The 22,353-nt window shown below is 73.8% G+C and carries 18 protein-coding genes; 11 read left to right on the top strand and 7 right to left on the bottom strand.

Annotated features, from left to right (window positions below; all coding sequences use genetic code 11):
* Positions 1–107: 107 nt before the first annotated feature.
* Positions 108–1,295, bottom strand: coding sequence for an LCP family protein (locus tag AQJ11_RS42775; protein ID WP_059267059.1), 1,188 nt, complete (start codon positions 1,293–1,295; stop codon positions 108–110).
* 138 nt (positions 1,296–1,433) lie between these two features.
* On the bottom strand, positions 1,434–2,189 hold the full coding sequence (locus AQJ11_RS42780) for a TIGR03089 family protein (protein ID WP_014673106.1): 756 nt from the start codon (positions 2,187–2,189) through the stop codon (positions 1,434–1,436).
* A 111-nt stretch (positions 2,190–2,300) separates the two neighbouring features.
* Here AQJ11_RS42780 and AQJ11_RS42785 point away from each other — a divergent pair, with 111 nt between their 5' ends.
* Together AQJ11_RS42785 and manB are read left to right on the top strand one after the other, a co-directional pair.
* Positions 2,301–3,728, top strand: coding sequence for a peptidoglycan recognition protein family protein (locus tag AQJ11_RS42785; RefSeq protein WP_059267060.1), 1,428 nt, complete (start codon positions 2,301–2,303; stop codon positions 3,726–3,728).
* A 155-nt stretch (positions 3,729–3,883) separates the two neighbouring features.
* On the top strand, positions 3,884–4,966 hold the full coding sequence (gene manB, locus AQJ11_RS42790; RefSeq protein ID WP_014673104.1) for a mannose-1-phosphate guanylyltransferase: 1,083 nt from the start codon (positions 3,884–3,886) through the stop codon (positions 4,964–4,966).
* 310 nt (positions 4,967–5,276) lie between these two features.
* Here manB and AQJ11_RS42795 read toward each other — a convergent pair whose 3' ends face one another.
* From AQJ11_RS42795 to AQJ11_RS42810, 4 genes are all read right to left on the bottom strand, one after another.
* Positions 5,277–6,299 carry a DNA-3-methyladenine glycosylase family protein gene (locus tag AQJ11_RS42795; RefSeq protein WP_208616757.1) on the bottom strand — a complete coding sequence of 341 codons (1,023 nt, stop codon included), beginning with the start codon at positions 6,297–6,299 and terminating at the stop codon, positions 5,277–5,279.
* Positions 6,300–6,410: 111 nt separating this feature from the next.
* Positions 6,411–7,736, bottom strand: a complete 1,326-nt coding sequence (locus AQJ11_RS42800) for a coenzyme F420-0:L-glutamate ligase (protein ID WP_059267061.1) — start codon at positions 7,734–7,736, stop codon at positions 6,411–6,413.
* Positions 7,733–8,692 carry a 2-phospho-L-lactate transferase gene (gene cofD, locus AQJ11_RS42805; protein WP_041665237.1) on the bottom strand — a complete coding sequence of 320 codons (960 nt, stop codon included), beginning with the start codon at positions 8,690–8,692 and terminating at the stop codon, positions 7,733–7,735. The genes AQJ11_RS42800 and cofD overlap by 4 nt, the downstream gene beginning before the upstream one ends.
* 34 nt (positions 8,693–8,726) lie before the next feature.
* Entirely contained in the window at positions 8,727–9,245 is a 519-nt protein-coding gene (locus AQJ11_RS42810; protein ID WP_058080777.1) for a cysteine dioxygenase, read from the bottom strand.
* A gap of 688 nt (positions 9,246–9,933) precedes the next feature.
* On the opposite strand from AQJ11_RS42810, the gene AQJ11_RS42820 reads away from it, so the two are divergent.
* The 3 genes from AQJ11_RS42820 (at position 9,934) to AQJ11_RS42830 (ending at position 15,650) form a co-directional block, all read left to right on the top strand.
* Positions 9,934–10,197 (top strand): WhiB family transcriptional regulator, encoded by a 264-nt coding sequence (locus AQJ11_RS42820; RefSeq protein ID WP_003975777.1) that lies wholly within the window; start codon positions 9,934–9,936, stop codon positions 10,195–10,197.
* 195 nt (positions 10,198–10,392) lie between these two features.
* Positions 10,393–14,154 (top strand): glycosyltransferase family 2 protein, encoded by a 3,762-nt coding sequence (locus tag AQJ11_RS42825; RefSeq protein ID WP_107120969.1) that lies wholly within the window; start codon positions 10,393–10,395, stop codon positions 14,152–14,154.
* Entirely contained in the window at positions 14,151–15,650 is a 1,500-nt protein-coding gene (locus AQJ11_RS42830; protein ID WP_059267063.1) for a DUF5719 family protein, read from the top strand. The genes AQJ11_RS42825 and AQJ11_RS42830 overlap by 4 nt, the downstream gene beginning before the upstream one ends.
* Before the next feature lie 120 nt (positions 15,651–15,770).
* Here the strand turns inward: AQJ11_RS42830 and AQJ11_RS42835 are convergent, their stop codons facing one another.
* The gene (locus AQJ11_RS42835; protein WP_014673096.1) at positions 15,771–16,157 is read right to left on the bottom strand and encodes a metallopeptidase family protein; all 387 of its coding nucleotides are present in this window, start codon (positions 16,155–16,157) and stop codon (positions 15,771–15,773) included.
* Positions 16,158–16,508: 351 nt separating this feature from the next.
* On the opposite strand from AQJ11_RS42835, the gene AQJ11_RS42840 reads away from it, so the two are divergent.
* From AQJ11_RS42840 to AQJ11_RS42860, 6 genes are all read left to right on the top strand, one after another.
* Complete coding sequence (locus tag AQJ11_RS42840; protein ID WP_014673095.1) at positions 16,509–16,934, top strand: DUF3499 domain-containing protein; 426 nt, start codon at positions 16,509–16,511, stop codon at positions 16,932–16,934.
* Positions 16,935–17,142: 208 nt separating this feature from the next.
* Positions 17,143–18,507 carry a phosphomannomutase/phosphoglucomutase gene (locus AQJ11_RS42845; RefSeq protein ID WP_059267064.1) on the top strand — a complete coding sequence of 455 codons (1,365 nt, stop codon included), beginning with the start codon at positions 17,143–17,145 and terminating at the stop codon, positions 18,505–18,507.
* 73 nt (positions 18,508–18,580) lie between these two features.
* Positions 18,581–18,751 (top strand): Trm112 family protein, encoded by a 171-nt coding sequence (locus AQJ11_RS47730; RefSeq protein ID WP_014673093.1) that lies wholly within the window; start codon positions 18,581–18,583, stop codon positions 18,749–18,751.
* 55 nt (positions 18,752–18,806) lie between these two features.
* On the top strand, positions 18,807–19,934 hold the full coding sequence (locus AQJ11_RS42850; protein ID WP_059267065.1) for an SIS domain-containing protein: 1,128 nt from the start codon (positions 18,807–18,809) through the stop codon (positions 19,932–19,934).
* A 105-nt stretch (positions 19,935–20,039) separates the two neighbouring features.
* On the top strand, positions 20,040–21,191 hold the full coding sequence (manA, locus tag AQJ11_RS42855; RefSeq protein WP_059267066.1) for a mannose-6-phosphate isomerase, class I: 1,152 nt from the start codon (positions 20,040–20,042) through the stop codon (positions 21,189–21,191).
* 168 nt (positions 21,192–21,359) lie between these two features.
* Positions 21,360–22,340 (top strand): cation diffusion facilitator family transporter, encoded by a 981-nt coding sequence (locus AQJ11_RS42860; RefSeq protein ID WP_014673090.1) that lies wholly within the window; start codon positions 21,360–21,362, stop codon positions 22,338–22,340.
* The last annotated feature ends 13 nt before the right edge of the window (positions 22,341–22,353 follow it).

Raw genomic sequence — 22,353 nt, forward strand, 5'->3', positions numbered from 1 at the left:
AGCGTCGAGCGACGCTGGTGACAAATTCGACATGCCTACAACCGGGCAATCCCCCTCATTTTCTGAACGGATTTTCCGAACGGCAGTTGACCACCCCGGCGCGCGGCTCACTCACAGGTCTGTTCGGCGGCGGTCCTCCCGCGGAACGTCGGGGCGGGCGAGGGGTCGTCCGCCGTGCCGGAGCCCGTGTCCTGCCCGGGGATTTCCCGTGCGTTCTCCTGGGTCACCACGACCGGCCGATCGGCCCGCAGCCGGGCGAACAGCGTCTCGGCCTCCGGCTCCACGAGTTGATCGCGGTTGGCGTCGTAGACGTACGACTCCCTCGGCACCGTCAAGAACTGGACACCTTCGGTGGGGATGTCACGCAGTCCACGCACCAACTCGTACAAACCGCGCAGGCTGGCCAGTTCGGGGTCGGTGGTCAGCGAGGAGGTCGCCGCGTTCAGCACCGGATACAGCTTCACCGGGTTCAGCAGGACGCCGTTGCTCTGCACCTTGTTGACGAGCGCGCCGAGGAACCGCTGCTGCCGCTCCATGCGTTCGGTGTCGCTGCCGTTCCCCAGCGACTTGCGGGCGCGGACGAACCCGAGCGCCTGCTCCCCGTCGAGCCTGACCTTCCCCGCGGGCAGCTTCAGCTTCGCCGCCTTGTCGTCCACCGGTTCCTTCAGGCACACCTCCACGCCGTCGACGGCGTCCACCATCTCCTTGAACCCGCTGAAGTCCAGGACCATGTGGTGGTCGATCCGGATGCCGGTCAGCTTCTCGACGGTCCGGATCGTGCACGCCGAACCGCCCACCTGGAAGGCGTGGTTGAACATCGCGAACACCGGGTCGCTGCGCCTGCCGTCCTTCTGCCCGCAGCCCGGGATGTCCACCATCAGGTCCCGGGGCAGCGAGACGGCGGTGGCGCTGTGCCGGTCGGCGGCGAGGTGCAGCAGGATCGTCGTGTCCGACCGCTCGGTGCCGGCGTCCCTCCCGTACTTGCCGTTGCCGTCCCCGGCCCGCGTGTCGGACCCGATCAGCAGGATGTTCTGCGCGTCCCGCACCAGCGCGGTGGGCCGCTCCCGCTCGAACCGCGCCAGCTCGGCGGCGGCGGCCTCGTCGGCGGTGATGTTGGCGCTGAGCCTGGCGTAGACGGCCCACCCGGCACCGGCGGCCACGACGAGGAGTACGGCGGCCCCCAGCGCGGAGTTCCGCCCCCACAGCCGCCGTCGGCGCCGTATGAGCCCGTCCCCGGTCGCGGAGGCCCCCTCGCCCGGACCGGGACCGACGGGCTTGCCTGCGGTGTCGGTCACGGTAGGGCCATCCCCTCATGGCGTACGAGCGGCGCGTCCTGCACTTACGACGATGGCGGGGCGGGGGAGGGGGAGGCGCCCTTTGCTGCTCCGGTCGGGTGACGCACCGCCCGGAAGGCGGGGGTTCGAGGACGGGAGCTAACGCCGCAGCGTGGTCACCCTCTCGCTCTCCACCCGCTTGGCGAGCGCCTCCTCGTCCAGTCGGTCCAGGTTCCGGCACAGCACCACCGACCCGCCGACGGCCAGCGGCGAGAACAGCCCCGCGCTCAGCCCCTCCCAGGTGTCGTACGGCAGCCCCGACAACAGCCGGGATCCGGGACCCGTGAGCCCGAGCGCCCCCGCTTCGGAAGCGGCCCGCTCGACGACCTCGGCCCCGCTGAACTCCCGCCCGGCGACGATGAGCGCGGGCTCCTGCGGATCCACCGGGGCGAACGGGGCGAACCGGTCGCCCTGACCCGGGACTTCCACGGCGTAGTCGATGAACCCGGGCGGGGTCTGCGGGAAGCGCCCGCCCAACGGCCGCAGCGCCAGCGCCACTCGCTCACCGGTGCAGGCGCGCGCCGCGTCGAGCGAGTCCGGCCCGCTCACGACGACGTCGGCCGCCGCCGGATCCCCGGCGACGTCCGCGACCGCGCCCACCGACGAACAGGCCAGCAGCCACACCGCCGTCTGCCAGTGCGCGGGCAGCAGCACCGCGACCCGGTCGCCGGGCCCGGCGGCGAGGTCGCCCTGGAGGAGGTTGGCGGTCTTGGCCACCCAATTGGCGAAGGTGGCCACGGACAGTTCGACGCGTTCGCCCGTGGCGTCGTCGTAGAAGGTCACCAGCGGGCGGCCGGGATCCGCAGCGAGCGCGGAAGTCAGCAGGTCGGCAGGGGTGCGATCGGTGGCGTTCACCCGGGACAGGGTACGCGCGGGCGGGCGTGCGCGGCGGGCGGTGGGGCCACCGGTTCGGCGGAACGTCTCCCGACGGGCCGTCAGTTCATGGATGGACAGATATGTAGGGCTATGTCCAAGATCATGCACATGCGTGGATTCCTCACCTTCTGTCCTGGCGTCTCCCCGCTCGCCGCCTGTTCGCTCGGCCTCACCTTCGCCACGGTCCTCGCGCTCGCTCCCGCCGCGCCCGCGACCGCCGCGACCACTGCGACCGTTCGGGGCGAGGCCGCGGTCCCGGGCAGCACCCGGTCGCTGCCGCTCGTCCCGCTCTCCCGGGAGCGGGTCCCCGGCGGAGCCCCGGAGCAGGGGCTGTACCGCACCGGCCTGGGCCGGTTCGCGCTGGTCGGCGTGGTCTGGGACGACCCGGGCACCGAACTGCGGGGACAGGTGCGGGTGCGCACCCGGTCCGCCGTGACGGGGCAGTGGTCCGGCTGGCAGGACGTCGAGGCGCACCACGCCGACCACGGCGCCGACCCGGACACGGCGGAGGGCTCGTCCCGGCGGGTGCGCGGGGGGACGGCGCCGCTGTGGGTGGGGGACTCCGACGGTGTGGACGTGCGGGTGCGGGCGGCCGGGCCGGGCGGCGGGGACGGCACCGGGGGGCCTCCCGGGAAGCGGGCCGGCGGGCCGGGGGCGTCGCTGCCGCCGGGGCTGCGGCTGGAGCTGGTGGATCCCGGGGGCGGGGCGGGCCGGGTGACCGGTGAGGGGCTGCCCGCGAACCCGCGTGGCGACGACCCGCCCCGCACCGCCCTGGACACGGAGGCCGCGCTGGCCGCCTCGGCCGCCAACGCGGACATCGCCGCGTTCGGCGCCGCCGCGATCCCGGAACTGGACCGGTCGGCCACCGAACAGGAGCTGACCCGCCTCAAGGGACCGGTGCGGGGCAAGCCGTACATCGGGCCGCGCCCCCGGATCGTCACGCGCCGGGGCTGGGGCGCGGACGAGTCACTGCGCGAGCGCGGGTTCGTCTACACGAAGAAGATCAAGGCGGCCTTCGTCCACCACACCGCCACGGGCAACGCGTACACCTGCGCCCAGGCCCCCTCCGTCATCCGCAGTATCTACCGCTACCACGTGAAGAGCATGGGCTGGCGGGACCTCGGCTACAACTTCCTCGTCGACAAGTGCGGAACCCTCTACGAGGGCCGGGCCGGGGGCGTCGCCAAGGCGGTGTTCGGCGCGCACACCCTCGGGTTCAACACCAACACCATGGGCATCGCCGTGATCGGCACGTACGGCGCGACCAAGCCGTCGAGCGCCGCGGTGAAGGCCATCGCCCGGCTCACCGCGTGGAAGCTCGGGCTCTACGGGGTCGATCCGAGCGGAAAGACATATCTCACGTCGGGCGGTGGGAATCTCTACCCCAAGGGGAAGAACGTACGGCTGAACGTGATCTCCGGCCATCGCGACGGGTTCGCCACCGAGTGCCCCGGCAAGCGGCTCTACGCCAAGCTCGGCACGGCCCGCTCCAGCGCGGCGGGCTACCAGGGGCGCTGAGGCCGGAGCGGGGGCGGTCGGGGGAAACCGCACGCCGATCTCGCGGGACACCGCGCGGCCATCGAGGGCGTCGTCGCACGGTCTGCATACACTGACCGGCCGAAACGAGTGTGACGAGTAGTGCGGCCGGTCCCGGCAGGAAGCAGAGACGACAGGTGACAGAAGCGATCCTCCTGGTCGGCGGCAAAGGCACCCGGCTGCGGCCGCTCACGGTGCACACCCCCAAGCCGATGGTCCCGGCCGCCGGGGTGCCGTTCCTCACCCACCAGCTGGCGCGGGCGCGAGCGGCGGGCGTCGAGCACATCGTCCTCGCCACCAGCTATCTGGCCGAGGTCTTCGAGCCGTACTTCGGCGACGGCTCCGCGCTGGGCCTGCACATCGAGTACGTGACGGAGGAGGAGCCGCTCGGCACGGGCGGAGCCATCCGCAACGTCGCCGCCCGGCTGCACTCCGGCCCCGACGAGCCGGTGCTGATCTTCAACGGGGACATCCTGACGGGGCTGGACATCAGGGCCCTCGTGGACACCCACGAGTCGACGGGCGCGGACGTCTCGCTCCATCTGACGCAGGTGACGGACCCGCGCGCCTACGGCCTCGTGCCCACGGACGAGACCGGCCGCGTCCTGGCCTTCCTGGAGAAGCCGCAGACGCCGGAGGAGATCGTCACCGACCAGATCAACGCGGGGGCGTACGTCTTCCGCCGCTCGGTCATCGACACCATCCCGGCGGGCCGCCCGGTGTCCGTGGAACGCGAGACCTTCCCCGGCCTCCTGGCGGCCGGCGCCCATCTGCAAGGCATGGTCGACTCCACCTACTGGCTGGACCTCGGCACCCCGGCCGCCTTCGTCCGCGGCTCGGCCGACCTGGTCCTGGGCCGGGCCCCGTCCCCGGCGGTCCCCGGCCGCTGCGGCGACCAGCTCGTGCTGCCGACGGCCACGGTGGCGCCCGACGCCAAGCTGACGGGCGGCACGGTGGTGGGCGAGGGCGCGTTCGTGGCGCAGGGCGCGCGGATCTTCGGCTCCACGATCCTGCCGGGCGCCGTCATCGAACCCGGCGCTGTCATCACCGACTCCCTCATCGGCACCCGCGCCCGCGTCGGCGAACGCTCCGTCCTCACCGGGACGGTCATCGGCGACGGCGCGATCGTGGGCGCCGACAACGAACTCCGCGACGGCGCGCGGGTCTGGTGCGATGCCCGGATCCCGGCGGGAGCGGTGCGTTTCTCCTCCGACCAGTAGAGGGCACCCGTCTCCTCCGACCGGTAGAGGGCACCCGGAGCCTCGGCCACCGCCCATGGGGGCCACGCCCCCAGACCCCCGTCCCGCAGGGGCCCCACCCGCCGGATGGCGTCGACTGGCCCGGGGGCCCACCCATCGGATGCCGTCGACTGGCCGGAGGCCCACCCGCCGGACGCCGTCCGCGGCCCGCGGTGGGTCACCCGCGCAGTTCCCCGCGCCCCTGGGGAACTGCACCGCCGTCGGCTGCCCAGTGCCGTTCGCCACTGGGCCAGTCGCCCGGCCCGCGCGGCTCAGCGCAGTGGACGGTGGGTCACAGCAACCCGATGTCCACCCGCCGCATCTTCGGCTTCCGGCGCGCCGGTACGTGTCCGCTCAGCAGGATCAACCGAGCCGCCCGATGCCGCTGCCCGGCATACGGCTCAAGCAAGCGCAGCATCTCCGCGTCGTCGGCCTCGCGGTCCCCCGCCAGCGCCCACCCCACGATCCCGGGCAGATGCAGGTCCCCGACGGTCACCTCGTCCGCCGCCCCATGACTGCGCTGCACCACTTCCGCCGACGTCCACGGCCCCACCCCCGGCACGACCTCCAGCCGCGTCCGAGCCTCGTCCGCCGGCATCCCCACCGCCTGCTCCAGCCGCGCAGCGACCCGTACGGCCCGCAGAATCGTGGACGCCCGCTTGTCGTCGACCCCGGCCCGGTGCCACTCCCAGGACGGAATCAGCGCCCAGGTCCGCGGCGCCGGCATCACCCACATCGGCCGTTCGCCGACCCCCGCGGGGCCCGGCGCCGGCTCTCCGAACCTCCGGACGAGCCGCCGCCACGCCCGGTACGCCTCGTCGGTGGTGACCTTCTGCTCCAGCACGGACGGGATCAGCGACTCCAGCACCAGCCCGGTCCGGGTCAGCCGCAGCCCCGGCCGCCGGTGCCGCGCCAGCGCGACCAGCCGGTGCCGCGGCACGAACGCCTCGGGATCGTCACCGGCCCCGAGCAGCTCCGGCAACTGCTCCAGCAGCCACGCGGCACCCGGCCCCCACGCCTCGCCGAGCACCTCACCGCCCTGCGCCCGCACCCGCAGCGTCCCCGGCCCGGCGGGCGTACGGCAGGCCCGCCACACGGAGCCGTCGGCCGTGGCCCGGAACGTCGGGTCGGCGGGACCGCGCCGCAGCGGCCCGAGGGTCAGCCCGAGGTCCAGCGGCCCCTTCGGCACCCACCGCCGTACCCGCGCGGGCGCGACCGCCTGCCGTGGTATCCCGGCGGCGGCCCCCGCCGGCACGGCGACGTGCCCGCCGCGCACGGTCGTACGCGTGGGCCGCTGGGGGAAACGTCCTGCCACGGGGGAGTCCTATGGGTCCGAGGGGTGCGGTGCCGTGCCGGTGCCGACTACGAGACTAGGCGCTCGACGCGCCACCGGTGCTGCCTCGCAGCGGACCGGGCCGCGCCGGACTCACCGCACCTCCACGAACGCCCCCGCGTCCCGCTCCGGCCGCGGTCTCGGCTCCTCCGCCGGGTGACCGACCGCCACCGCGCCCATCGGATCCCAGTGCGCCGGCAGCCGAAGCACCTCGCGCACCACGTCCCGGCAGAACATCGTGGACGACACCCACGCCGAGCCCAGCCGCTCCCCGGCCAGCGCGACCAGCAGGTTCTGCACGCCCGCGCCCATCGCGACGACGAACATCTCCCGCTCGGCACCGTCCCGCCGGGCGTCGCCGTAGGTGTGCGAGCCGTCCATGACGAGACACGGCACGACCAGGTACGGGGCGTTGCGCAGCACCTCACCGCGCCGGATCCGCTTCGCGATGGACTCCTCGCTCTTGCCGTCCCGGCGCAGGTCCTCGATCCAGGCGTCCCGCATCGCGTCGAGCAGCCGTACCCGCGACTCCTCCGACTCCAGCAGCACGAACCGCCACGGCGTGGTGTGGTGCGGGGCGGGCGCGGTGACGGCGGCGGCCACCGCGCGCCGGACCGCGCCGGGGTCCACCGGCTCGTCGGTGAACGCCCGCACGGTGCGGCGCTGGGTCACGGCCTCCCGCACGGCCTCGGAGGTGCCGAGCCGGAACATGTCGTCCCGCGCGCCGCGCACCAGGGCCCGGGCCCCCTCCCCGTGCTCGTCGGCCACGGTGTGGGGCAGCCCGCGCACCACGGCCACCGGCAGACCCGCCGCCTTGCCCTTGACCAGATCACCGGCGGCGGCCAGTTCGTCCGCCGTGGCGACGACGGTCGCGCTGAGCGGGTTGCCGTACCCGTCCGTGCCCCCGCGCAGGTCGTCGAGCACGCGCACCCCGGCGGCGCCGATCGCCACATCGGTGAGCCCGGCGCGCCAGGGCCGCCCGAAGGTGTCACTGACGACGACGCCGACGTCGACGCCGAGGGCGGCGCGCAGGCCGGCCCGGATCGCGCGCGCGGACGCGTCCGGGTCCTCGGGCAGCAGGAGCACGGTCCCGGCGGGAGTGTTGGAGGCGTCGACCCCGGCGGCGGCCATGACCAGGCCCTGCCGGTTCTCCACGATGCGCAGCGGGCCGCGCCGGGCCACGACCCGGACCGTCTCCGCGTCGATCGCGGCCTCCCGGTCGGTCGCCCGCACGACCCGGCCCTCGGCCTTGGAGACGATCTTCGAGGTGACGATCAGCACATCCCCGTCGGCCAGCCCCGGCTCGGTCGCGGCGATCACCTTGGCGAGGTCGTCGCCCGGCCGCACCTCGGGGATGCCGGGCAGGGCCCAGACGCGGTACCCGGGCCGCCCGGCCCCGGCGGACGCCGTGTCGCTCACGCCCCCCGCACCTCCTCGGCCAGCGCCAGCGCCTCCCGTGCCATCCGCGCCGCCGCGTCCACGTCGGTCATCATCAGCGGTACGGCCCGGCAGCGGATGCCGTCCGCCTCGACCCGCTCGACCGCGCCCGCGTCGACGGTGTCGACCAGCCAGCCGTCCAGCAGCCCGGAGCCGTAGTGCTCGGCGACCGCGGCGGCCGTGGACTCCACGCCGACCGCGGCCAGCACCTTGTCGGCCATGCCGCGCACCGGCGCGTCGCCGACGATCGGGGACAGGCCGACCACGGGCACGCCCGCCTCGGCGATGGCCTCGCGGATGCCGGGCACGGCGAGGATCGTGCCGATGGACACGACCGGGTTGGAGGGCGGGAAGAGGATCACGTCCGCCTCGGCGATGGCCTCCAGCACGCCCGGGGCCGGTTTGGCCTGCTCGGCGCCGACCGGGACGACCGCCTCGGCCGGGACGGAGGCCCGCAGCCGCACCCAGTACTCCTGGAAGTGGATCGCCTTGCGCTCCCCGTCCAATTCGACGGCCACGTGCGTCTCGACGCGGTCGTCGGTCATCGGGATCAGCCGCACGCCCGGCTTCCAGCGGTCGCACAGCGCCTCGGTGACCGCGCTCAGCGGATAGCCGGCGCTCAGCATCTGCGTCCGCACGATGTGCGTGGCGAAGTCCCGGTCGCCGAGCCCGAACCATTCCGGGCCGACGCCGTAGGCCGCCAGTTCCTCCTTGAGGTGGAAGGTCTCGTCTTTCCGTCCCCAGCCCTGCTCCTCGTTGATGCCGCCGCCGAGCGTGTACATCACCGTGTCCAGGTCCGGGCAGACCTTGAGCCCGAAGAGGTGGATGTCGTCGCCGGTGTTGCCGATGACCGTGACGTCCGCGTCCGGCACGGCCCGCTTCAGACCGCGCAGGAAACGGGCACCGCCGATGCCGCCTGCCAGAACCACAATGCGCATGGGAGCAAGTCTCGCAGGCGGGACCGACAACGCGTCAGGCAGTCACCGGACGCGCCCCGCCGCGCGTCTCGTCGCGCGCCTCGCAGTGGGGGGAGGTGTGCATGGGCATCTCGGTCAGGCCGGGGTGGTACACGTGCAGGCTGACCGCCGGTTCCAGCGCGTCGTTGACGACCTCGTGCACGTAGCCCGGCGCGAACACCCGCTGCGCGCCCGCCGCCAGCGCGTGCGTGCCGCGCTCGGTGCGTTCGGTGAGGGTGCCCTCCAGGACGGTGAGGACACCGGACGAGCGCCCGTGGCCGTGCCGCCCGCTGCCCTGCCCGGGGACCCAGGACAGCAGCCAGACCTCGTAGCCGGGGCCGGTGCGCAGCCGGTGGTACCAGCGGGTGGTGGCGTCGTAGCGGACGAGGTGCGCCCACTGGGCGCGGTCGGCGGCGATCGAGCGGGCGAGGCCCGCGAACTCGGCGACCGTGGCCGGGTGCTCGCGCGGCGGCTGGAGCAGGTGCGGGACTTCGAGGATGTCGCCGGCGATCTGGAGGTCGTTGTCGCTGTTCATCGGGGTTCGGTGGTCCTCGGTGAAGAGTGGGGGGCTGGAGCCGGGGTGTGGTGCTGGGTGACGCGTACGGTCCGCCCGGGTCACGGGCGGGCGGGGTGCCCTGGATGAGGGATCACGCAGCGTGGAGACGCGGCCGGGCCGGGATGGGCTCGGGGACAGCCGGAGCGGCTTGGCTCAACAGCTGGAACAGCAACAACAGCTACAGCGCGCGCGGGCGGCACCGAGGGACCCGGCAGTGCGGGTCGAGGTGGGTGCCAAGTTCGCGAGCATGCCCACTAGGACATCGGTTCACACCCGCACTGTCAACTCGACGCCCGGTATGTGGGACATGTTTCACCTCATCCGGTTCATCTGAAAAGTGAAAGGTTTGCTCAGCGGGGGGTCGGGACACATGGGGCACATCCGAGCGCTTGAGCCTCGCGGAACGGGATCGAACGCGGAGGCGTCTTTCTCCGTACAGAGATCTGTACGGGGTCGGGACCGCCCCCCGGGTCCTGCTGCGTGTCAAGGTTTATGCCGATTTGAACACTTTCCGCACGGCCTTGGTTCCGCAGAGTGAATAACGGACCCAATAGCAGATCTCGGCTTGACTCGCCCGGAGCAGCACACTTGTAATTTCACTCGTGTCGTTCAGCCGAAATCGGTAACGGCTACGCACGGGGACGCGAAAGACAGACGAGGGGCGCACATGACCGAGCTGGTGCAGCAACTGCTGGTCGACGACGCGGACGAGGAACTCGGCTGGCAGGAGCGCGCGCTGTGCGCCCAGACCGACCCCGAGTCCTTCTTCCCCGAGAAGGGCGGCTCCACCAGAGAGGCCAAGAAGGTCTGCCTCGCCTGCGAGGTCCGCTCCGAGTGCCTCGAATACGCCCTCGCCAACGACGAGCGCTTCGGCATCTGGGGCGGCCTGTCCGAGCGGGAACGCCGCCGTCTGAAGAAGGCCGCCGTGTGACCGTACGGCCGGCCACCAACGTCGCGAACGGCCCGTCGCCAGTGGGTTATCCACAGGCGGCGGGCCGTCGTCATGGCCAGCCGATAGTGTGGTCGCTCGTCCGAGACGCCCCGCTGTCCCGACGCGGTCGATCCGTTCGACGCAGGGGAGGCACAGGCGTCCACCGCAGTCCATCGAACCGGGGCCCGTACCTCGATGTCCGTGCACAGCCATACGGCAGCCCAAAGCGGCACCGCCACAGCAGCGTTCGACCCAGCCCGCCCGCCCGAGTTCCCGCGCCATGTGGTGACCGCGGTCCTCGTCTCCCACGACGGCGCCCGCTGGCTGCCCGACGCGCTCGCCGGGCTGCTCGGCCAGGAGCGCCCCGTCCAGTACGCGGTGGCCGCCGACACCGGCAGCGCGGACGACTCCGCCCGGCTGCTCACCGACGCCCTCGGCGACGCCAACGTGCTGCACCTGGCCCGCCGTACCGGCTTCGGCCAGGCCGTGGAGGAGGCGAGCCGCACCGCGCCCCTCCTCACCCCGGAGGACCTGCCGTACCTCAAGCGCCCCAGCGGCTGGGACCCCGTCACGCGCAGCTGGCGCGACGACGCCTACGACCTGCCCGAACTGCCGCACGGCGAGCCAATCCAGTGGCTGTGGCTGCTGCACGACGACTGCGCCCCCGAACCCGACGCCCTCGCCCAGCTGCTGCGGGTCGTCGAGAACGAACTCGAACTCGGCCGCACCGACGTCGCGGTCGTCGGCCCCAAGCTGCGCGGCTGGTACGACCGCCGCCAACTGCTGGAGGTCGGCGTCTCCATCGCCAACTCCGGCCGCCGCTGGACCGGCCTGGACCGCCGTGAGCAGGACCAGGGCCAGCACGACCACGTCCGCGCGGTGCTGTCCGTCTCCACCGCCGGCATGCTCATCCGCCGCGACGTCTTCGAACAGCTCGGCGGCTTCGACCGCCGGCTGCCCCTCATGCGCGACGACGTCGACCTGTGCTGGCGCGCCCACACGGCCGGCCACCGCGTCCTGGTCGCCCCCGACGCCGTCGTCCGGCACGCCGAGGCCGCCTCCCGCGAGCGCCGCACGGTCGACTGCGCGGGCCGCACCACCGCCTCCCCGCACAAGGTCGACAAGGCGGGCGCCGTCTACACCCTGCTCGCCAACACCCGTACGGCCGCGCTGCCCTGGGTCCTGCTGCGGCTGCTCCTCGGCACCGTCCTGCGCACCCTCGCCTACCTCGTCGGCAAGGTCCCCGGCCAGGCCGTCGACGAGATCCGCGGCCTGCTGAGCACCCTGCTGCGGCCCGAGCGGATCATCGCCGCCCGGCGCAGCCGCGGCCCCGCCCAGATCGACAAGGGGGAACTGCGCCAGCTGTTCCCGCCGCCCGGCGCCACCATCCGGGCCACCGTGGAGCAGATCGCGGCCAACTTCTCCAGCGGCACCGACGGCGACACCGCCCCGGCCGGCCGGCACGGCGGCGCCGTGGAGTCCGGGCCCGGCGGCGACGACGCCGAGTTCCTGGAGGTCGAGCAGTTCGCCCGGCTCAAGCGGATCGCCCGCAGACCCGGCCCGGTGCTCTTCCTCGCGCTGCTGCTCATCTCCCTCGCCGCCTGCCGTGCCCTGCTCGCCGGCGGCGCCCTCGCCGGCGGCGCCCTGCTGCCCGTCCCGGCCGGCGCCGGCGACCTGTGGTCCCGCTACCTGGACGCCTGGCACCCGGTCGGCGTCGGCGGCAGCCCGTCCGCGCCCCCGTATCTGGCGATCGTCGCCACCCTCGCCTCGATCCTGTTCGGCTCCACCGGACTCACCGTCACCGTCCTGCTCGTCTGCTCGGTGCCGCTCGCCGGGTTCACCGCCTACTTCGCCTCCCGGCCCCTGGTCACCTCCCGGCTGCTGCGCGCCTGGGCGGCCATCGCCTACGCCTTCCTGCCCGCCACCACCGGCGCCCTGGCCGGCGGCCGCATCGGCACCGCCGTCCTCGCCGTGCTGCTGCCGCTCATCGCCCGCGCGGGCATCGCCGCGAGCGGCCTGGCCGGCCGCACCGGCGCACGCGGCAGCTGGCGCGCCACCTGGGCGTACGCGCTGCTGCTGACCATCACCACCGCCTTCACCCCGATCGTCTGGCCCATCGCCCTGCTGCTCGGCCTCGGCGTCCTGGTGCTGCGCCGCCGCGACCTCGTCGCCCACGGCCTGCGCTTCCTCGCCCAGCTCGGCACCCCGCTGCTGCTCCTCGCCCCCTGGTCGCTGACCCTCCTGCCGACCGGCTTCTTCCAGGAGGCCGGCCTGGAGTACGGCCCCTCGGCCGCCTCCGCGCTCGACCTGCTCGGCGCCGCGCCCGGCGGCCCCGGCACCGTGCACGGCCTGATGCTCATCGGCATCGTGCTCGCCGCGCTCGCCGCCCTGCTGCGCTCCGAGCGGCAGCTCGGCATCCGCACCGCCTGGGCCGTCGCCCTGACCGGCCTCGCCTTCGCGGTCCTGTCCAACAAGTCCGCCTGGGCCGGACCGGCCACCCTCGTCTACGGCATCGCCCTGCTGGCCGCCGCCGCCCTCGGCGCCGACGGCGCACGCGCGCGCGTGGCCGAGCAGAGCTTCGGCTGGCGCCAGCCGGTCGCCGCCCTGATCGCCTTCGCCTCGGCCGCCGGCCCGCTGCTCGTCGCCGCCGGCTGGATGATCCGCGGCGCCGACGGCCCGCTGGAGCGCCGCGACCCGGCCCAGGTGCCCGCGTTCGTCGCCGAGGACTCCAGCGGCGGCGACCAGGCCCGCACCCTGGTCCTCGACAGCGACTCCACCGCGCGCGTGCGCTACACCCTGGTCCGCGGCTCCGGCGCCCGCATGGGCGACGCCGAACTCACCGCCGCCGACGGCGACAACGCCCGCCTGGACAAGGCCGTCGCCAACCTCGTCGCCGGCTCGGGCGCGGACCAGGCCGACGAACTCGGCGGCTTCGCCGTGCGGTACGTCCTCGTCCACAAGGGCGCCCCGCGCGACATCGCCCGCGTCCTCGACGCCACCCCCGGCCTGGCCCGGCTCAGCCAGCAGAACGGCAGCGCCCTGTGGCGCGTCGACCAGGAGGTCGGCCGCGCGGCCATCGTGCCGGCCTCCGGCTCGGGCAAGGCCCAGCCGGTCACCGCGGGACCGGTGGAGATCCACACGACGATCCCCGCCGGCTCGGGCAGCCGCGTCCTGCGCCTCGCCGACAGCGTCGCCGAGGGCTGGACGGCCACCCTCGACGGCAAGCCGCTCGCCCGGACCACGGTCGACGGCTGGGCCCAGGGCTTCCAACTCCCCTCCGGCGGCGGCAGGCTGGACGTCACCTACGACACCCCGATCGCCCACACGGCCTGGCTCCTGGCACAGGGCGCGCTCGCCGTCGTCCTGGTCGTCCTCGCCCTGCCCGGCCGCCGCCGCGACGTCGACGACGACCTGCCCGAGGAGCAGCCCCTGCCCGTCCAGGCCACCGCGGGCGAGGGCCGCCGCGCCCGCCGCCTGCGCGCCCAGGCGGAGGAGAGCGCCGCCGAGGACCAGACCGGCACGCCTCCGCAGCACGAGCAGCCCGACCAGCCCCCGGCCGCCGTGCCGCACCAGCAGGCGTACGACATGGAGGTCCCCCCGGCCGAGCGGAACGAGGACTGGGGGAACGACCCGGCCGCCTACGGGCACGCCGAGCACGCCGGGTACGCCGAGCAGGCCGGGTACGCCGGGTACGGCGCGGACCCGTACGGGACCGCCACCGGCTACGACCAGCAGTCGTACCAGCAGCCCGACCCCTACCAGACGGCCCCGTACGACCCCTACGGCTACAGCGGCACCTCCGACCAGATGCCGTACGACCCGGCGGCCTACCAGCAGGGCTACGACCCGGCCTACGACGCCGCCCAGCAGGGGTACGACCCCGCCCAGCAGGGCTATGACCCGGCCCAGCACCCCCACGGCACCGGCAGCCAGCGCCCCGACGGGAGCCAGCAGTGAACCGCACCACCCTGTCCCTGATCGCCGGCACGGCCGCGCTGGCCGCCGTCACCGCGTTCGCCGCGATCGACTCGCCGTCCGCGTCCGGCGCCGCCGCCCCCCGGGCGGCTGCCCGGCTGCCCGTGGAGCGCACCAGCCTGTTGTGCCCCGCGCCGAGCACGTCGGACGTCGCCGACACGGCGTACACGTCGTTCACGCCGGTCACCGAGGGCGCCGGGAGCGGCGGCACGGCCCGGCTCCAGTCGGCCGACGGCACGGACGGCGGCAGGAGCAAAGGCGGCAAGGGCGCCGGGAAGAAGTCCGACGAGCCGGTGCTCACCCCGAAGGCACCGGGCACCCCGGCCACCGCGGAGACCTCCGGCGCCGACGCGCCCGCGCTCGTCGGCACCGCGGACGGCAGGTTCGCGTCCGGCTGGACCGTCCAGGAGACCACCGAGGTCGCCGTGGGCAGCGGCCGGGGCCTGCTGGGCGTCAACTGCACCGGCGCGGACACCGAGTTCTGGTTCCCGGGCGCCGGCACGGCCGCCGGCCGCACCGACTACGTCCACCTGACCAACCCCGACGACTCCGCCGCCGTGGTCGACATCGAGCTGTACGGCAAGGACGGCGCGATCAAGTCCCCGCTGGGCGAGAACCTCACCGTCAAGCCGCACGCGAGCGAGCCGATCCTGCTCTCCACGCTCACCGACGAGCGGCAGACCGACCTGACCGTGCACGTCAGCGTGCGCAGCGGCCGGGTCAGCGCCGCCGTGCAGGCCCTGGACGACAAGGCGGGCGGCGACTGGCTGGCCGCCGCCACCGACCCGGCCGGCAGCCAGATCCTGCCCGGCATCCCGAAGGACGCCACCGACGTCCGCCTGATCGCCTTCGCCCCCGGCGACGACGACGCCGACCTGAAGATCCGCCTGGCCTCGCCCAGCGGTCTGATCACCCCGGCCGGCCACGAGACCCTGCACGTCAAGGCCGGCATGACCACGGCGGTCGATCTCGGCGACGTCACCCGTGGCGAGGCCGGCTCGCTGTTCCTCACCCCCACCGACCAGAGCGTCCCGGTCGTCGCGGCGCTCCAGGTGGTGCGCGGCAAGGGCGACAAGAAGGAGACGGCGTTCATCCCGGCCACGGCCGCCGTCGGCACGCGCGCGACCGCGGCCGACAACAGCGCGAAGGGCACGACGCTCGCCCTGACGGCCCCCACCGGCACGGCCACCGTCAAGGTGACGGCGTCGGCGGGCAGCGAGGGCGGGACCCCGGTGACCAAGACGTACACGATCAAGTCCGGCACCACTCAGAACGTCGACGTCCCCGTCCCGGCGGTCCTGAAGGGCACGTACGCCCTCACGGTCGAACCCGTCTCCGGCGCCCCCGTCTACGCTTCCCGCACCCTCGCGGCCACCGAGGGGGGCGTCCCCGCCTTCACCGTGCAGACCCTCCCGGACGACCGCGGAACGGTGTCGGTACCGACGACGGAGCAGGACCTGTCGATCCTCCAGAAGTAAGGGGCCGGGGCGGCCGACCGGCAGTGAGGGGCCGGGGCGGCCGATCGCCGTCGGGCGAACCCGCCCCGCCCCGCCCCGCCCCGCCCCGCCCGGCACCGGCACCGGGCCGGCGAAGGCGCCCTAGTCCTCCCCGTACCGGGGGTCCACGGTCTCCGGCGTCAGGCCCAGCAGCTCGGCCACCTGCTCCACGACCACCTCGTGCACCAGCGCGGCGCGCTCGTCGCGCCCCTTGGTGCGGATCTCCACCGGCCGCCGGTACACGACCACCCGTGCCCGCCGCCCGTCCCGCGAGGGGATGACCCCACCGAGCGGGACGGCGTCGTCCGTCCATGCCGCCTGGTCCCCGCGCCCCTCCAGCCGGGGCACCTCCAGCACCAGGAAGTCGATGTCGGCCAGTTGCGGCCACCGCCGCTCAAGACGTTCCACGGAGTCCTGCACCAGGTCCGCGAACACCTCGGCGCGGCTGGCCGCCAGCGGCACCTGCGGCGGCGCGATCGGCCCTCGCATGCCCCGCCCGTGGCGATCACGGCGACGGGGCCCGGGGCCGGCGGTACGGGGCGGTACACGGTTGTCCATCACTGGTGAAGGGTAGTCCCCGCGCCCTCCGCACGTCCGGCTCCGCGCGGCAACCGGCCCATGCCTCCGCATGTCACAGGATGACCATTTCAGCCAAGGTCTGGCTCGTTTCCGTAACTCTCCGAGACCGCCGAACTCAAGGCAATTGACGGTGTTTGTACCGGCTCATGACCGGACGCGGTCCCGCCCGGCACCCACCGGACATGCGTCCATGCAGGTCAACGAAGTCCGCTCAAAGGGGTGTGTGGGGCGTTTCACAGCACGACACGGGGGAGTGACCTGGTGGAGAGTCGTCGCGGCCCGCTCAAGAGTGCGGTACCGTCCAACGTCGTGAGCCCTGTACGTCGCTGTTCGCGCACCGCCTGCGGCCGACCCGCCGTCGCGACGCTGACGTACGTCTACGCCGACTCGACCGCGGTCCTCGGCCCGCTCGCCACCTACGCCGAACCCCACTGCTACGACCTGTGCGCCGAACACTCCGAGCGCCTCACCGCCCCGCGCGGCTGGGAGGTCGTACGACTCCTCGACGCCTCCGCGCCCGCGCGGCCCAGCGGGGACGACCTGGAAGCGCTTGCCAACGCCGTGCGCGAGGCGGCCCGCCCGCAGGAGCGTGCGGCCGAGGCGGGCGGCGGCGGATCGCGCGCCGCCGACCCCATGGAGGTCGCCCGCCGCGGCCACCTGAGGGTCCTGCGCTCCCCGGACAACTGAGCGCGTCGACCGGCCGGCACCACGCCTGAGGCCCCACCGCGCGCCACGGCCGAACGCCACCCCGCGCCACCCCCGCCCCGCGTGACGGTCCGGACCCTCCGGGCGTTACGGAAGAGGGCCCACCGGGCGTCCGGCCGGTGTCCGCGCGGGCGCCCGCGCTCCCGGCGGGTAGTTTGTGGGCACCCATAGGACTTCAGGAGGGTTGGCCGTGACTGCTGATCTGTCGCAGATCGTGAAGGCGTACGACGTGCGCGGAGTGGTCCCGGACCAGTGGGACGAGGCACTGGCCGGACTCTTCGGCGCCGCCTTCGCGGAGGTGACGGGAGCGGCGGCCATCGTCGTCGGCCACGACATGCGGCCCTCGTCCCCCGGCCTCTCCCGCGCCTTCGCGCGCGGCGCGGCGGACCGCGGTGCGGACGTCACCGAGATCGGCCTGTGCTCCACGGACCAGCTGTACTACGCCTCCGGCGCGCTGGACCTGCCGGGCGCGATGTTCACGGCCTCCCACAACCCGGCCCGGTACAACGGCATCAAGCTGTGCCGCGCGGGCGCCGCCCCCGTCGGCCAGGACACGGGCCTCGCGCAGATCCGCGAACGCGTCGAGCGCTGGCTGGCGGAGGGCGCCCCGGACCCCGTGGACCGGCCGGGAACCCTCGGCGCGCGCGAGACGTTGCAGGATTACGCGGCGTACCTCCGCTCCCTCGTCGACCTCACCGCCATCCGCCCCCTGAAGGTCGTGGTCGACGCCGGCAACGGCATGGGCGGCCACACGGTCCCCCCGGTCTTCGCCGGCCTGCCCCTGACCCTCGTCCCGATGTACTTCGAACTGGACGGCACCTTCCCGAACCACGAGGCCAACCCGCTCGACCCGGCCAACCTCGTGGACCTCCAGAAGCGGGTCCCGGCGGAGGGCGCGGACCTCGGCATCGCCTTCGACGGCGACGCCGACCGCTGCTTCGTCGTGGACGAGAACGGCGACCCGGTCTCCCCGTCCGCGATCACCGCGCTGGTCGCCGCCCGCGAACTGGCCCGCAACGGCGGCAAGGGCACGGTCATCCACAACCTGATCACCTCCCGCACGGTCCCGGAGGTGGTGAAGGAGAACGGCGGCACCCCCGTCCGCACCCGCGTCGGCCACTCCTTCATCAAGGCGGAGATGGCCCGCAGCGGCGCGATCTTCGGCGGCGAGCACTCCGCCCACTACTACTTCAAGGACTTCTGGAACGCCGACACGGGCATGCTGGCCGCCCTGCACGTCCTCGCCGCCCTCGGCGGCCAGGAGGGTCCGCTGTCCGCCCTGGTCGCCCAGTACGACCGCTACGCCGGCTCCGGCGAGATCAACTCCACCGTCGCCGACCAGTCCGCCCGCCTCGCCGCGATCCGCACCGCGTACGAGGGCCGCGCCGGCGTCACCCTGGACGACCTCGACGGCCTCACGGTCGCCGCGGCCGACTGGTGGTTCAACGTCCGCCCGTCCAACACGGAGCCGCTCCTCCGCCTGAACGCCGAGGCGAAGGACGAGGCCACCATGACGAAGATCCGCGACGAGGCACTGGCGATCATCAGGGGCTGAGCGGCCTGCCCATGAGCGGTACGCTGACCAGGCATATGCACAGACACCCGTACGCCCTCCGAAGGGACAGCACATGCCGCTCGAAGCCGGCCTCCTGGAGATCCTCGCCTGCCCGGCCTGCCATGCCCCCCTGAAGGAGCAGGACACCGAGCTGATCTGCACGGGCCAGGACTGCGGCCTCGCCTACCCGGTACGCGACGGCATCCCGGTCCTGCTGGTCGACGAGGCCCGCCGCCCCGAGTGACGGGGCCCGTCACCTCGTAGCACCCCAGGATCCCGGCGATCGGAGGCTGCCGCCCATGCTGGACGAATCGCTGCTCGACACCCCGGAGGGCCTCGCGGAGGCCGACCACCGGGGCTTGCTCCGCGGCGCGGCGGAGGCCGGCGCCCGCGTGCGCACCGCCGCCCGGCACGCCACCGAGGCCGGCATCGGCGAGCTCAAGCCCGACGGCCGCCCCCGCGCGGTCCTCATCGCGGGCCCCGGCGCCGCCGCCACCCACACCGCCGACCTCCTCGGCACCCTGGCCGGCCCCGGCAGCCCCGTCGTCCGGCTCGCCCCGACCGGCGTCGCCCCGGCCGCGGGCGCCCTGCGCTGGGAACTCCCGGGCTGGGCCGGCTCCGTGGACCTGCTGCTGATCGCCACCCCGGACGGCAGCGAACCGAGCCTGTCCCTCCTCGCCGACCAGGCCTACCGCCGTGGCTGCTCGGTCGTCGCCGTGGCCCCGCCCGGCACCCCGCTCGCCGAAGCGGTCGCCGGCGCGCACGGCCTGTTCGTACCGATGGCGACGGCGCCGTACGACCAGGAGGAACCGCTCGCCGCGTCCTCCCCGGGCGTCTTCTGGGCGCTGCTGACCCCGCTGCTCGCGCTCCTGGACCGGATCGGCCTGATCGCCGCCCCGCCGGACGCCCTGGAGAAGGTCGCCGACCGCCTCGACCACATCGCGGAGCGCTGCGGTCCCGCCATCGCGACCTACAGCAACCCGGCGAAGACCCTCGCCGCCGAACTCGCCGACGCGCTCCCCCTGGTGTGGACGGAAGGGTCCTCGGCCGGTCCGGCGGGCCGCCGCTTCGCCGCCGCGCTCGCCGAACTCGCCGGCCGCCCCGCCCTGGTCGCCGAACTGCCCGAGGCACTCGCCGCGCACAGCGCCCTGCTGGCCGGCCCGCTCGCCGCCAGCGCCGACCCGGAGGACTTCTTCCGCGACCGCGTCGAGGAGCCGCCCGCGCTGCACGCGCGCGTGGTGCTGCTCCGTGACCGCCCGATCAGCGGCCTCACCGCCGCCCCCGCCGCCCGTGACGTGGCCCTCAGCCACGACACCGCGATCAGCGAACTCGAACCGGAGAAGGGCGGCGAACTGGAGACCCTCGCGGAACTGATCGCCGTCACGGATTTCGCCGCCGTTTACCTGGCGCTCGCTTCCGGGGCCTGATCTTGCTCCGGGCCGGACGACCCGAGCCCGAGCCCGCCCCCGGCACCGCGCCGGCACAGTCGCCGGTGCGGCCGAGCAGCGTACGTACGGAGACAGAGAAGACACATGGACCGCCTCGACAACACCATCCGCCCCTACGCCTGGGGTTCTCCCACCGCCATACCGCACCTCCTCGGCGTCGAGCCGACCGGCGAACCCCAGGCGGAGATGTGGATGGGCGCGCATCCGGGCGCCCCGTCACGCACCGCGCGCGGGACCCTCGCCGAGGTCATCGACGCCGCCCCGGAGCGGGAACTCGGCGCCCGCGCGGTCGCCAGGTTCGGCCCCCACCTGCCGTTCCTGCTCAAGATCCTCGCCGCCGGCGCGCCCCTGTCCCTCCAGGTGCACCCCGACCTGAAGCAGGCCCAGGAGGGGTACGCCGACGAGGAGCGGCGCGGCATCCCGGTCGACGCCCCCTACCGCAACTACAAGGACGCCAACCACAAGCCCGAACTGGTCTGCGCCCTCACCGAGTTCGACGGCCTGTGCGGTTTCCGCGACCCGGTCCAGGCCGCCGACCTGCTCGACGGGCTCGGCGTCGACTCCCTCAAGCCGTACGTCGACCTGCTGCACGCACACCCCGCGGAAGAGGCCCTGCGCGAGGTCCTCACCGCGATCCTCAGCGCCGACCGGGAGGAGATGGCCCACACGGTCGCCGAGGCCACCGCCGCCTGCACCCGCCTCGGCGGTGCCTACGCCCCCTACGCCGACATCGCCCACCACTACCCTGGCGACCCCGGCGTCATCGCGGCCATGCTGCTCAACCACGTCCGGCTCCAGCCCGGCGAGGCCCTGTACCTCGGCGCCGGCATCCCGCACGCCTATCTCAACGGCCTCGCCGTCGAGATCATGGCCAACTCCGACAACGTCCTGCGCTGCGGCCTGACCCCCAAGCACGTCGACGTCCCCGAACTCCTGCGGATCGTCCGCTTCGAGCCCACGGACCCGGGCGTGCTGCGCCCGGAGGCCTCCCCGGAGGGGGAGGAGGTCTACGAGACCCCGATCGACGAGTTCCGGCTCTCCCGGTACGTCCTCCCCGAGGGCGGCGCCGCCCACGACCTCACCCGGGACACCTCGCAGATCCTGCTCTGCACGGACGGCACCGTCCGGGCCGGCGAGTACGAACTGCGCCCCGGCCAGTCGGTCTTCGTCCCGGCCGGCGAGCGGGCGCAGATCAGCGGCGCGGGCACCGTCTTCCGCGCCACCGTGATCGTGTGACCGAGGCCATGAACGGCCTGTGGATCATATGACCGGGGTTGTGGATACCTGACGCACCAGTGCCCGGCCGGGCTGCAAGAATGGCCCACCGGCAAAGGCCGGGCAAAGCCGGGCACTCGTCCGGACGGACGCACCAGGACGACAGAGGCGAAGGGACAACGCGACCACATGAGCGCGTCAGGCGGTACCAAGGCGATCGTGGCGGCACTCGGCGCCAATCTCGCCATCGCGGCATCGAAGTTCGTGGCGTTCGCGTTCAGCGGCTCCTCCTCGATGCTCGCCGAGGGCGTCCACTCGCTCGCCGACTCCGGCAACCAGTTCCTGCTGCTCGTCGGCGGCAAGAAGGCGCAGCGCCAGGCGAGCCCGCAGCACCCCTTCGGCTACGGCCGCGAGCGGTTCATCTACGCCTTCCTCGTCTCGATCGTCCTCTTCTCCATCGGTGGCATGTTCGCCATCTACGAGGGCTACGAGAAGGTTCGCCACCCGCACGACCTGGAGCACTGGTACTGGCCGGTCGGCGTCCTCGTCTTCGCGATCATCGCCGAGGGCTTCTCCTTCCGCACCGCCATCAAGGAGTCCAACGGCCTGCGCGGCACGCTCTCCTGGAAGGAGTTCATCCGCCGCGCCAAGGCCCCCGAGCTGCCCGTCGTCCTCCTGGAGGACTTCGGCGCCCTCATCGGCCTGGTCCTGGCCCTCGGCGGCGTCGGCCTCTCCCTGCTCACCGGCGACGGCGTCTGGGACGGCATCGGCACCCTCTGCATCGGCGTCCTGCTCGTCCTGATCGCCCTCGTCCTGGCCGCCGAGACCAAGTCGCTGCTGCTCGGCGAGGCCGCCGGGCTCGACGACATAAAGAAGATCGAGGCCGCGATCGTCGACGGCGACACGGTCACCCGCATCATCCACATGCGCACCCTCCACCTCGGCCCGGAGGAGCTGCTGATCGCCGCCAAGATCGCAGTCCGGCACGACGACACGGCCACCGAGGTCGCCGGCGCCATCAACGCCGCCGAGGCCCGCATCCGCGCCGCCGTCCCCATCGCCCGCGTCATCTACCTGGAACCGGACATCTACAGCGAGGCCGAGGCCGCCAAGGGCCCGGACCCGCAGGCGACCCCGGGCGGCCCGACCCCGCACCCCGCGGGTCACTGAGCACGCCGGGCGG

It is taken from the genome of Streptomyces corchorusii, from assembly GCF_001514055.1.
GTDB classification, from domain to species: domain Bacteria; phylum Actinomycetota; class Actinomycetes; order Streptomycetales; family Streptomycetaceae; genus Streptomyces; species Streptomyces olivaceoviridis.

What these genes read in the sequence shown, in the direction of transcription:
- AQJ11_RS42785 (WP_059267060.1), top strand. Translation starts at nt 2,301, where the DNA reads ATGTCCAAGATCATGCACATGCGTGGATTCCTCACCTTCTGTCCTGGC.
- cofD (WP_041665237.1), bottom strand. Translation starts at nt 8,692, where the DNA reads ATGCGCATTGTGGTTCTGGCAGGCGGCATCGGCGGTGCCCGTTTCCTG.
- AQJ11_RS42810 (WP_058080777.1), bottom strand. Translation starts at nt 9,245, where the DNA reads ATGAACAGCGACAACGACCTCCAGATCGCCGGCGACATCCTCGAAGTC.
- AQJ11_RS42820 (WP_003975777.1), top strand. Translation starts at nt 9,934, where the DNA reads ATGACCGAGCTGGTGCAGCAACTGCTGGTCGACGACGCGGACGAGGAA.
- AQJ11_RS42825 (WP_107120969.1), top strand. Translation starts at nt 10,393, where the DNA reads ATGTCCGTGCACAGCCATACGGCAGCCCAAAGCGGCACCGCCACAGCA.
- AQJ11_RS42835 (WP_014673096.1), bottom strand. Translation starts at nt 16,157, where the DNA reads ATGCGAGGGCCGATCGCGCCGCCGCAGGTGCCGCTGGCGGCCAGCCGC.
- AQJ11_RS47730 (WP_014673093.1), top strand. Translation starts at nt 18,581, where the DNA reads ATGCCGCTCGAAGCCGGCCTCCTGGAGATCCTCGCCTGCCCGGCCTGC.
- AQJ11_RS42850 (WP_059267065.1), top strand. Translation starts at nt 18,807, where the DNA reads ATGCTGGACGAATCGCTGCTCGACACCCCGGAGGGCCTCGCGGAGGCC.
- manA (WP_059267066.1), top strand. Translation starts at nt 20,040, where the DNA reads ATGGACCGCCTCGACAACACCATCCGCCCCTACGCCTGGGGTTCTCCC.
- AQJ11_RS42860 (WP_014673090.1), top strand. Translation starts at nt 21,360, where the DNA reads ATGAGCGCGTCAGGCGGTACCAAGGCGATCGTGGCGGCACTCGGCGCC.